This is a genomic window from Pararhizobium sp. O133 (assembly GCF_051669845.1).
GTDB lineage: Bacteria > Pseudomonadota > Alphaproteobacteria > Rhizobiales > Rhizobiaceae > Pararhizobium.
Map to the genome: position 1 here is coordinate 2,464,712 of NZ_CP196426.1, position 10,725 is coordinate 2,475,436.

At 60.6% G+C, this 10,725-nt stretch carries 8 protein-coding genes; all 8 read left to right on the forward strand.

The window, feature by feature from the left end; genetic code table 11:
* The first annotated feature begins 6 nt into the window (after nt 1-6).
* The 8 genes from ACST81_RS11795 (at nt 7) to ACST81_RS11830 (ending at nt 10,708) form a co-directional block, all read left to right on the forward strand.
* Nucleotides 7-1,095, forward strand: coding sequence for an ABC transporter ATP-binding protein (locus ACST81_RS11795; RefSeq protein ID WP_438747830.1), 1,089 nt, complete (start codon nt 7-9; stop codon nt 1,093-1,095).
* A 91-nt stretch (nt 1,096-1,186) separates the two neighbouring features.
* Nucleotides 1,187-3,658, forward strand: coding sequence for a beta-mannosidase (locus ACST81_RS11800; protein WP_438747831.1), 2,472 nt, complete (start codon nt 1,187-1,189; stop codon nt 3,656-3,658).
* 8 nt (nt 3,659-3,666) lie between these two features.
* Entirely contained in the window at nt 3,667-4,356 is a 690-nt protein-coding gene (locus ACST81_RS11805) for a D-lyxose/D-mannose family sugar isomerase (RefSeq protein ID WP_438747832.1), read from the forward strand.
* A gap of 22 nt (nt 4,357-4,378) precedes the next feature.
* The gene (locus ACST81_RS11810; protein ID WP_438747834.1) at nt 4,379-5,140 is read left to right on the forward strand and encodes a sugar phosphate isomerase/epimerase family protein; all 762 of its coding nucleotides are present in this window, start codon (nt 4,379-4,381) and stop codon (nt 5,138-5,140) included.
* Nucleotides 5,141-5,155: 15 nt separating this feature from the next.
* Entirely contained in the window at nt 5,156-6,289 is a 1,134-nt protein-coding gene (locus ACST81_RS11815; RefSeq protein ID WP_438747835.1) for a Gfo/Idh/MocA family protein, read from the forward strand.
* A gap of 129 nt (nt 6,290-6,418) precedes the next feature.
* Nucleotides 6,419-7,450 (forward strand): L-glyceraldehyde 3-phosphate reductase, encoded by a 1,032-nt coding sequence (gene mgrA / locus ACST81_RS11820; RefSeq protein WP_438747837.1) that lies wholly within the window; start codon nt 6,419-6,421, stop codon nt 7,448-7,450.
* 344 nt (nt 7,451-7,794) lie between these two features.
* Complete coding sequence (locus ACST81_RS11825; protein WP_438747839.1) at nt 7,795-8,901, forward strand: TRAP transporter substrate-binding protein; 1,107 nt, start codon at nt 7,795-7,797, stop codon at nt 8,899-8,901.
* Nucleotides 8,902-9,337: 436 nt separating this feature from the next.
* Nucleotides 9,338-10,708: an IS1182 family transposase gene (locus ACST81_RS11830; protein WP_438747840.1), complete on the forward strand. Its 1,371-nt coding sequence runs from the start codon at nt 9,338-9,340 to the stop codon at nt 10,706-10,708.
* Nucleotides 10,709-10,725 lie beyond the last annotated feature (17 nt).

Here is a 10,725-nt window from a genome sequence, read left to right on the forward strand (position 1 = left end):
TCCCCAATGAATTCAAGTGTATCCATCAAGGACCTGTCTTTGAACTTCGGCGCGGTCCGTGTGCTCGAACATCTCGACCTGGAAATCAGCGATGGCGAGTTCCTGGTGCTTCTCGGCTCGTCCGGCTGCGGCAAGTCCACGCTCCTCAACTGCATCGCTGGCCTGCTCGATATTTCCGAAGGCCAGATCTTCATCAAGGGCAAGAACGTTACCTGGGAAGAACCCAAGGACCGTGGCATCGGCATGGTGTTCCAGTCCTACGCGCTCTATCCGCAGATGACGGTCGAGAAAAACCTCTCCTTCGGGCTTCAGGTCGCCAAGGTGCCGCAGGCCGAAATCGACAAGCGCGTGGCACGCGCCGCCGAAATCCTGCAGATCCAGCCGCTCCTGAAGCGCAAGCCTTCCGAACTGTCCGGCGGCCAGCGCCAGCGCGTCGCCATCGGCCGTGCGCTGGTGCGCGATGTCGACGTCTTCCTGTTCGATGAACCTTTGTCGAACCTCGATGCCAAGCTGCGCTCGGAACTGCGCGTCGAAATCAAGCGCCTGCACCAGTCGTTGAAGAACACGATGATCTACGTCACCCACGACCAGATCGAGGCGCTGACGCTGGCCGACCGCATCGCCGTCATGAAGAGCGGCGTTATCCAGCAACTCGCCGATCCGATGACGATCTACAATTTCCCGGAAAACCTCTTCGTCGCCGGCTTTATCGGCTCGCCGTCGATGAATTTTTTCCGCGGAGAGATCAAGGACAAGGGCGGCCGCAAGGTTGTCGAGGTCAACGGCGTCGATTTCGGCCTCGAAGCCTATCCGGCCCGTGGACCGCTGGAGGCCGGTCGCAAGGTTATTCTCGGCGTTCGCCCCGAACACGTGAAGGTCGATGAAAACGTGCCCGGTCGCGAAGTCCACGATGCGATCGTCGATATCGAGGAGCCGATGGGCGCCGACAATCTCCTCTGGTTGAAGCATGCTGGGCAGACCATGTCGGTGCGTATTGCCGGCTCGCGGCGCTACGCACCGGGAACGGCGCTGAAGATCGGCTTCGACATGTCCATGGCCTCGCTCTTCGATGCGGCGACGGAAAACCGGATATGATCCTCTGAAACACAAGGGCCGCGCCTTGGCGCGGTCCATATCCGAATGATGGCGTCGGTCCAGCCGGACTGACCGGGAATGGATTGCGACAATGCCTGCTCTTTCGTCCTCTCAAGCCGAAACGGTCGATCTCTCCGGCACCTGGCAGCTGGCTTCGTCCGACAACAGCCATGCGCTGACGATCGCCATTCCCGGCGACGTCCACAGCGCCTTGCAGACGGCCGGCGTCATTGCCGATCCCTATGCTGGGCGCAACGAGGATGACGTCCAGTGGGTCGCGCACAAGGACTGGGTGCTGGAGCGAACGTTCCTGCTCGACACGGATGATGTGCCGGGTCACTGGTATCTCGATATAGAAAGCCTCGACACCATCGCCGACGTCTATGTCAACGATCGCCTGGTCCTGCAGGCCGACAATTGCTTCCGCCGTTATCGCCCGGATGTCGGTGCAGCACTGATGGCCGGTGAAAACCGGCTGCGCGTCGTCCTGCATTCCTCGATCGCGGCGGGTGCAGAGCGGCAGGCGGCGCAGCCCTTCTACATTCCCTATTCGACCGGCAATTCGCCGATCGCCAATGGCAACATGCTGCGCAAGCCGCAATGCCATTTTGGCTGGGACTGGAACATTGCCATTGCGCCGCTCGGCATCTACGGCACCATCGCCCTGAAGAAGCTCGCGGTTGCCCGTATCGAGCATGTGACGACGCGGCAGGTGCCGCAGGCCAACGGCGCTGTTGATCTGCAGGTCACGGTTACGCTCTTTGCCAAAGAACCGGGTATTACCGGCCTTGATTTCTTGCTCGATGGCCAGCGCGAACATCTCGATTGCGCCGTCAATGCCGGTGAAACCCGCATCACCCATGTCTTCACCGTCGACAAGCCGTCCCTCTGGTGGCCGGCCGGCAGTGGCGAACAGGCGCTTTCCGAGCTCACCGTTTCGCTTGCTGGCGACACCGTCACCCGGCAGATAGGCTTTCGTACGATCGAGCTTCTGACCGATCCGGACGAGGCAGGCAGCCGCTTTGCCTTCCGCGTCAATGGCCGGGAAATCTTCTGCCGCGGCGCCAACTGGATCCCGGCCGACGCCCTGATGTCCCGTGTCACGCCGGAGGGTGTCGAGGATCTCTTGCAATCGGCTGTCGATGCCAACATGAACATGATCCGCATCTGGGGCGGCGGCTTCTACGAGCCGGACTGGTTCTACGATCTCTGCGACCGTCTCGGCCTGATGGTCTGGCAGGACTTCATGTTTGCCTGCAACCTTTATCCCTCGACGCCGGATTTCCTTGAAAACGTCGCCGCCGAGGTCGCTTACCAGGTCAAGCGCCTGTCCTCGCATCCCTCGATCGCGCTCTGGTGCGGCGACAACGAACTCGTCGGTGCGCTGACATGGTTCGAGGAAAGCCGCAGGGATCGCGACCGGTATCTTGTTTCCTATGACCGGCTGAACCGGGTTATCGAGAACAGCATCAAGGCGGCCGCACCCGAGGCGATCTGGTGGCCGTCGAGCCCGTCGGTCGGCCCGTTGAACTTCGGCGATGCCTGGCATGCCGATGGCTCCGGCGACATGCACTACTGGTCCGTCTGGCACGAGAACAAGTCGTTCGACAATTACCGCACCGTGAGGCCGCGCTTCTGCTCGGAATTCGGTTTCCAGTCCTATACGTCGATGTCGATCGTCCGTCAGTTTGCGCAGCAGAAGGACCTGAACGTCGCGTCGCCGGTGATGGAAGCGCACCAGAAAAATGCCGGCGGCAACGAGCGCATCGCCGCGACGATGTTCCGCTATTTCCGCTTCCCGAAGGATTTTTCCAACTTCGTCTATCTCAGCCAGATCCAGCAGGGCCTGGCGATCCGCACGGCGGTCGATTATTGGCGGTCGCTGAAACCGCATTGCATGGGCACGCTCTACTGGCAGCTCAACGATACCTGGCCGGTCGCGTCCTGGGCGAGCCTCGATTACGGCGGCAACTGGAAGGCCATGCACTACATGACCCGCCGTTTCTTCCAGCCGGTCGCGATCGCCGCTGTTCCATCCAGCGATGGCAAGAATATCGCCTTCTCGATGGTCAACGACACCGCCGAACCGGTGACCGTCGAACTACAGACCTTCCTCGTTTCGTTGTCCGGCGAAAGGCAGCCGTTGATGGCTGCTGCGGGTACCTGCAGCCCGGATCGCGCCAATACGCTGCTGACCATGGCCGCCTCGGATGTTCCGAAGGACATGCTGCTGTTCTGGACCTTCGAGGCGTCGAACGGCATGCGCGGCGAGGGACATCATATCCATGGCACCTACAAGGCGCTTGATCTCGAACCGTCGGGCCTTTCCATCAACGCCCTTTCCGGCGGCGAGGGCGCCTACGATATCACGGTTGCAGCGACTGGCCTTGCCCTGCATGTGATGATCGAGGCCGATATCGAGGGACGTTATTCCGACAATGCCTTCGATCTGACGGCGGGCGAAAGCCGTACTATCCGCTTCACGCCGAAACAGGCGCCGGCGGCGGACCGGGTTCCGGTGTTTACCGGTTATGACCTGCATTCCTGCCAAGGTAACGGGTAGGGGGCGTCATGCTGCGCAGCGAAGTCAACGCCATCATCGAACGAAGCGACGCGTTCATGCGCCAGCATGGTTTCGTGCTGCCGCCATTCGCGTACTGGTCGCCGGAGGAAATGAAGGCCCGCGTCGCGTCCGATACGCCCTCTATCCGCGACGCCCGCCTTGGCTGGGATATCACCGATTACGGCAAGGGGCGCTTCACCGAACTCGGCCTGGTGCTCTTCACGCTGCGTAATGGTTCAGCCGCGGCGCTCGCCGATGGTCGCGGCATGCTCTATGCCGAAAAGCTGATGATCACCGCCAAGGATCAGATCAATCCGCTGCATCGCCATGCGGTCAAGACCGAGGATATCATCAATCGCGGCGGCGGCACGCTGGTGCTGCAGATGTACAATTCACTTGCGGATGGCTCGGTTGACGAAATCTCCGACGTCGTCGTCGTGACCGATGCCCGCATCCGAACGCTGTCGGCCGGCGCCTTGCTGCAATTGGCGCCGGGGGAAAGCGTCACGCTTCTGTCCGGCAACTGGCACGCCTTCTGGGCTGAGGGCGCTGATGTGCTGATGGGCGAGGTCTCGACCGTCAACGACGATCTCACCGACAACTATTTCCGCGAACCCGTCGGCCGCTTTTCCACCATCCAAGAGGATTCAAGTCCCACCCATCTCCTTGTGTCGGATTACGACACCTGGCTCTCATAAAACTCCCAAGGAAGGATACACCATGCAGAACGTGAGCTTTCAGCTTTACAGCGCCCGCAATTTTCCGCCGCTTTCCGATGTCCTGAAGACGGTTGGCGCTGCCGGTTATACCGAGGTCGAGGGTTATGGCGCGCTCTATGCGTCGCTGGACGATGCAGCCCTTGCGGCGCTGAAGGACGACATGACGAAGAGCGGCGTCACAATGCCGACGGCCCATTTCGGGCTCGACCTGCTCGAATCCGATCCGGCCCGCGCCGTCCACATCGCCAAGACGCTCGGCATCAAGGCCATCTATTGCCCGCATATCGCCGCAGATCAGCGGCCGACCGATGCGGCCGGCTGGAAAGCCTTCGGCGAGCGCCTGGAAAAGGCCGGCAAGCCGTTCTGGGACGCCGGTTTGGACTTCGGCTGGCACAACCATGATTTCGAATTCGTGGCGCTGCCGGACGGATCGATCCCGCAGGATCACATCTTCGCCGGCGGTCCGAACCTCAGCTGGGAAGCGGATATCGCCTGGGTCATCCGCGGCGGCGCCGATCCGTTCGCCTATATCGAGAAATACGGCAAGCGCTTGACCGCCGTTCACGTCAAGGACATCGCACCGGCCGGTGAAAACACCGATCAGGACGGCTGGGCCGATGTCGGCCACGGCACGGTCGATTGGGCGAAGCTGTTCAAGGCGCTCGCGTCGACGCCCGTCAAATATTACGTCGTCGAACATGACAATCCCAAGAATTACAAGGCGACGGCCGAGCGCTCGATCGCTTCGATCAAGACCTACTGATAGAAAGAACCTGTGATGATAAAGGAACTCGGCGTCGGCATCATCGGATGCGGCAACATTTCCACCACCTATTTCAAGCTTTCCCCCCTGTTCAAGGGCATCAAGGTCGTCGCCTGCGCGGATATCAATCCGGCCGCCGCCGAGGTCCGGGCCTCCGAATATGGCGTCACGGCCCAGAGTATCGAGGCACTGCTCGCCAATCCCGAGGTTGACATCGTCGTCAACCTGACGATCCCGGATGCGCATTTCCCTGTCTCCAAGATGATCCTCGAGGCCGGAAAGCACGTCTATTCCGAAAAGCCGCTGGTCTTGTCGCTGGAGCAGGGCGAGCAGTTGCGCGGCATCGCGATGGCGAAAAACCTCAAGGTCGGCTGCGCGCCAGACACGTTCCTCGGCGGTGCGCATCAACTCGCCCGCAATTACATCGATGAAGGCCGGATCGGCCGCGTCACGTCAGGCACTTGCCACGTGATGAGCCCGGGCATGGAAATGTGGCATCCGAATCCGGACTTCTTCTTCCTGCCTGGCGGCGGCCCCATTCTTGATCTCGGCCCATACTATATTGCCAATCTCGTCAACCTGATCGGCCCGGTCAAGCGCGTGGCGGCGCTCACCTCCATGGCCAACCCGACCCGGACCATCACCAGCGAGCCGCGCGCCGGCGAGGTTATCCCGGTCGAGACGCCGACCAACATCCACGCTTTGCTCGAATTCCAGAACGGTGCGATCATCACGCTGTCGGCAAGCTGGGACGTCTGGTCGCACAACCATGCCAATATGGAGCTTTACGGCACGGAAGGCTCGATCTTCGTTCCGGATCCGAACTTCTTCGGCGGCACGGTCTCGGCCAGCGGCCGCGACAAGGACATCCAGCCGCTCGAAACCTGGGATCATCCGTTCTCGGTTCCCAACCAGGAACACAAGCAGGGTCCGATGGCGAACTACCGGACGGCCGGCCTTGCCGACATGGCGATTGCGATCCTCGAAGGCCGCGATGCCCGGTGCTCGCTGGAACGCGCGCTGCACGGCGTCGATGTCATGGTTTCGATCCTGAAGTCCGGTGAAACCGGCCAATTCATCGAACTGACCACGACCTGCACCCAGCCGGCTTCCCTCGGCATTGAGGAAGCCAAGGCTCTGCTGCGGTGAGGAAAATGACGGCGCGGGACGGCAAAGTCTTGCGCTGTCATCACAATAAAATATACCGATAATCCACGTCATTCCCGGGGCATATCTGCTCCGGGAATTCCGTTTTTCAAGCGCAGGCAGGACGAGACGATGAGCTGGCAACCGGCGGAAAACCGCTATGAGACGATGAAATACAACCGCTGCGGCAAGACCGGGCTGAAGCTGCCGGCGATCTCGCTTGGTCTCTGGCACAATTTCGGCCATGACACGCCGCACGAGCGCAAGCTCGACATGTGTCGCACGGCCTTCGACCTCGGCATTATCCATTTCGACCTCGCCAACAATTACGGACCACCTCCGGGCTCCGCCGAAACCGCCTTCGGCGAGATCATGCGCACCGATTTTGCCGGCCTGCGCGACGAACTGATCATCTCGTCCAAGGCCGGCTATGACATGTGGCCGGGTCCCTACGGCGAGTGGGGCAGCCGCAAATATCTGATCGCGTCCTGCGACCAGAGTCTCGCCCGCATGGGGCTCGACTATGTCGATATTTTCTATTCGCACCGCTTCGATCCGGACACGCCACTCGAGGAAACTTGCGGCGCGCTCGATCATATCGTTCGCTCGGGCAGGGCGCTCTATGTCGGTATCTCCTCCTACAATTCGCAGCGCACCCGCGAGGCCGCCGCGATCCTGAAGGGTCTCGGCACGCCCTGCATCATCCACCAGCCGAGCTATTCGATGCTCAACCGCTGGGTCGAGGATGACGGCCTCGTCGATACGCTGGAAGAACTCGGCATCGGCTCGATCGTCTTCTCGCCGCTGGCGCAGGGCATGCTGACGACGAAATATCTCGGCGGTATTCCCACCGACAGCCGGGCGGCGCAGAATCATTTCCTGAAGAAGGATTTCATCCGTCCGTCGATCATCGACAATATCCGCAAGCTCAACGAGATCGCGGAAAGACGCGGCCAGACACTGGCGCAGATGGCAATCGCCTGGGTCCTGCGCGGCGGCCGCATCACCTCGGCCCTGATCGGCGCCAGCCGTTCGGCGCAGATCGTCGATTGTGTTGCGGCGCTGAAAAACGACACGTTTACGGCAGAAGAGCTGGCCGAGATTGATGTCTACGCCAGGGAAGCCGACATCAATCTGTGGGCATCCTCCGCCGAACGCGACTGATCCTGTTTTCATGGGCCGTCGTCACCGATGGCGGCCCATGGATTTCTCATGGCACCGTTGCGTGTATCGAAACCTGGCGGGCCTTTTCACGCCCGGCAGATCATTCCCCGCCCATGGGTCGATTCCGCTGGGTGGATAGCCCATTCAGCGTGGCGTTTTCACCCAGCCTATTGATTTGCCTAAGGTTTAAGCAAAATTTCAACTGCCCCACGCCTTAGACAAAAGTCGAAGATTTCGATCTGCCGCATGGCTGGACAAGGCAAGGTGAGCGTGTAAGGTGCCGGATGGGAGGAGATGCTGCGGCGACAATCGCGGTATCGCCAGATGTTTTTAAGGAGGAAAGCATGGATCGTCGTCTATTCATCAAACGCGCGGGTCTCGGGGGCATTGGTGCCGCTGCCGCAACCACGCTTGCAGCGCCCGCCATTGCGCAGACCAGCCCGAAGGTCACCTGGCGTCTGGCATCGTCGTTCCCGAAGTCCCTCGACACCATCTATGGTGGGGCTGAAGTCCTATCGAAATACCTGTCGGAAGCGACCGACGGCAATTTTCAGATCCAGGTCTTTGCCGCCGGCGAAATCGTCCCGGGCCTGCAGGCCGCTGACGCGGCAGCGGCCGGCACGGTCGAGGCCTGCCACACGGTATCCTATTATTACTGGGGCAAGGACCCGGTCTGGGCGCTGGGTGCCGCGGTCCCGTTCGCGCTCAATGCGCGCGGCATGAACGCGTGGCACTATCACGGCGGCGGCATCGACATGTTCAACGAGTTCCTGGCGACCCAGGGCCTTGTCGGTTATCCCAGCGGCAATACCGGCGTGCAGATGGGTGGCTGGTTCCGCAAGGAGATCAAGACCGTCGCGGACCTGTCGGGGCTGAAAATGCGCATCGGGGGTTTCGCCGGCAAGGTCGTCGAGAAGCTCGGCGTCGTGCCGCAGCAGATCGCCGGCGGCGATATCTATCCGTCGCTGGAAAAGGGTACGATCGACGCGGCCGAATGGGTTGGTCCTTATGACGACGAGAAGCTCGGCTTCTACAAGGTTGCGCCATACTACTACTATCCGGGTTGGTGGGAAGGCGGACCGACGGTCCATGCCATGTTCAACAAGGCTGCCTTCGACGGTCTGCCGAAGAATTACCAGTCGCTTTTGCGCACCGCCTGCCAGGCGGCGGACGCCAACATGCTGCAGAAATACGACTACCTGAATCCGGCCGCCATCAAGCGTCTCGTCGGCGCCGGCGCCAAGCTCAGCCCGTTCAGCCCTGAGATTCTTTCGGCCTGCTTCGACAAGTCCAACGAGGTCTACGCCGAAATGGAAGCGTCGAACCCGACCTTCAAGAAGATCTGGGACTCGATCAAGGCTTTCCGTGGCGAGTATTACCTCAATGCGCAGATCGCCGAATACAATTACGACACGTTCATGATGATCCAACAGCGCGGCGGCAAGCTGTAAGCCTCACCGGATCACATAGCCTGAATAAAGAACCCCGGAGTTTTTAATGCTCCGGGGTTTTCTTTGCTCGCCTCGAAGGGCAGACCACACCGCACACACCGTCGTTTTCAACATTGAGCCGTAATGGAGAACACGGCGATATAAACAACCTCCGTCATTCCTGTGCTTGTCACAGGAATCCAGCCACGGCGCGTCCGCGCCGTGAAAAGAGTCTTTCGCGTTCAAGGACTTGAACGCACTGGATCCCCGCCACAAGCCCGAGGATGACGGAAAGTGGCTGGCTGGATTGTCGAGAAGCCATTTTGCGGTTTTCGCTGACGGGATGACCGATAAACGTCTACCCACGAGTCGATAACAAAAAAGGCCGGTTCGAAAACCGGCCCCAGACTGCTGACAAACCTCTGGCCACAGCCAGGGGTTTGTGATTCAGTGGGACATGTTGAAGAAACCTGCTCCCGAACAGACGGCTCTCGAGATGGTGACGCTCGATGAGCTGGTGCCAAAGGATCATCTGCTTCGCAAGATCGATGCGGTGATCGACTTCTCCTTCATCCATGACCGCGTTGCCGGGCACTACTGCGCCGACAACGGCCGGCCGGCCCTCGATCCGACCTGCATGTTCAAGGCGCTGTTCATCGGCTACCTGTTCGGGATACGCTCGGAGCGGCAGTTGGTGCGCGAGATCGAAGTCAACGTCGCCTATCGGTGGTTCTTGCGGATGAAGCTGACCGACCCGGTCTTTGATGCCTCGACGCTGTCGCAGAACCGCCGCCGTCGCTTCAAGGATACCGACGTGGCGCAGGATATCTTCGATGCGATCGTCGAGCAGGCGATCCGGCACGGCCTGGTCGATGGCACGGTGCTGTACACGGATTCGACGCATCTGAAGGCCAATGCCAACAAGGGCAAGTACGACTTGGAGATGATTGCCAAGTCACGCGCCGACTACTGGACCGATCTCGACCGGGCAATCGAGGCGGAGCGCGCCGCCCATGGCCAGAAGCCGTTGAAGGAAAAAGAGCGCGAGCCTATGGTGAAGGAAACCAAGGTCAGCCGCACCGACTCGGACAGCGGCTATATGGTGCGCGACGGCAAGCCCAAGGGCTTCTTTTACTTGGATCATCGCACGGTGGATGGCCGCCATGCCATCATCACCGACACCCATGTGACACCTGCCAATGTGCATGACAGCATCGTCTACCTCGAACGCCTCGACCGGCAGCGCGCGCGCTTCGACTTCAACGTCGGTGCGGTGGGGCTCGACGCGGGCTATGCCACGTCGGGCATCGCCAAGGGACTGGAGGACAGAGACATCCTCGGAGTGACCGGCTATCGCAACCCGACACCGCCCAAGGCCGGGATGATGCGCAAGTCGAAGTTCGTCTACGAGCCCGAGACGGACGGCTATCGCTGCCCTCAGGGCCAGTTGCTGACCTATGCCACCACCGACCGCACCGGCTACAAGCATTACGGCTCCGACCCCGCCCTCTGCCGTGACTGCCCGCTGCTTGCCTCCTGCACCTCTAACGCCAAAGCAGAGCGCACCATCACCCGCCATGTCTGGCAAGATGCCCGCGAGCGAACAGACGCTCATCGCAAGACGCCTTGGGGCAAGGCGATTTACAAGCGGCGAAAGGAGACGGTCGAGCGCTCCTTTGCCGACGCCAAACAGCTTCACGGCCATCGTTATGCACGCTTCCGCGGCCTGATCAAAGTCAGATGGCAATGCCTTCTCGCCGCCGCCGCGCAGAACATCAAAAAGATCGCAACCGCAATGACCAAGGCTTCAAAGCCCGCCTGGGGATAAGGCCATGGCCCGCTTCG

Coding starts and splice junctions, on each gene's coding strand:
- ACST81_RS11795 (WP_438747830.1), top strand. CDS start 7: ATGAATTCAAGTGTATCCATCAAGGACCTGTCTTTGAACTTCGGCGCG.
- ACST81_RS11800 (WP_438747831.1), top strand. CDS start 1,187: ATGCCTGCTCTTTCGTCCTCTCAAGCCGAAACGGTCGATCTCTCCGGC.
- ACST81_RS11805 (WP_438747832.1), top strand. CDS start 3,667: ATGCTGCGCAGCGAAGTCAACGCCATCATCGAACGAAGCGACGCGTTC.
- ACST81_RS11810 (WP_438747834.1), top strand. CDS start 4,379: ATGCAGAACGTGAGCTTTCAGCTTTACAGCGCCCGCAATTTTCCGCCG.
- ACST81_RS11815 (WP_438747835.1), top strand. CDS start 5,156: ATGATAAAGGAACTCGGCGTCGGCATCATCGGATGCGGCAACATTTCC.
- mgrA (WP_438747837.1), top strand. CDS start 6,419: ATGAGCTGGCAACCGGCGGAAAACCGCTATGAGACGATGAAATACAAC.
- ACST81_RS11825 (WP_438747839.1), top strand. CDS start 7,795: ATGGATCGTCGTCTATTCATCAAACGCGCGGGTCTCGGGGGCATTGGT.
- ACST81_RS11830 (WP_438747840.1), top strand. CDS start 9,338: ATGTTGAAGAAACCTGCTCCCGAACAGACGGCTCTCGAGATGGTGACG.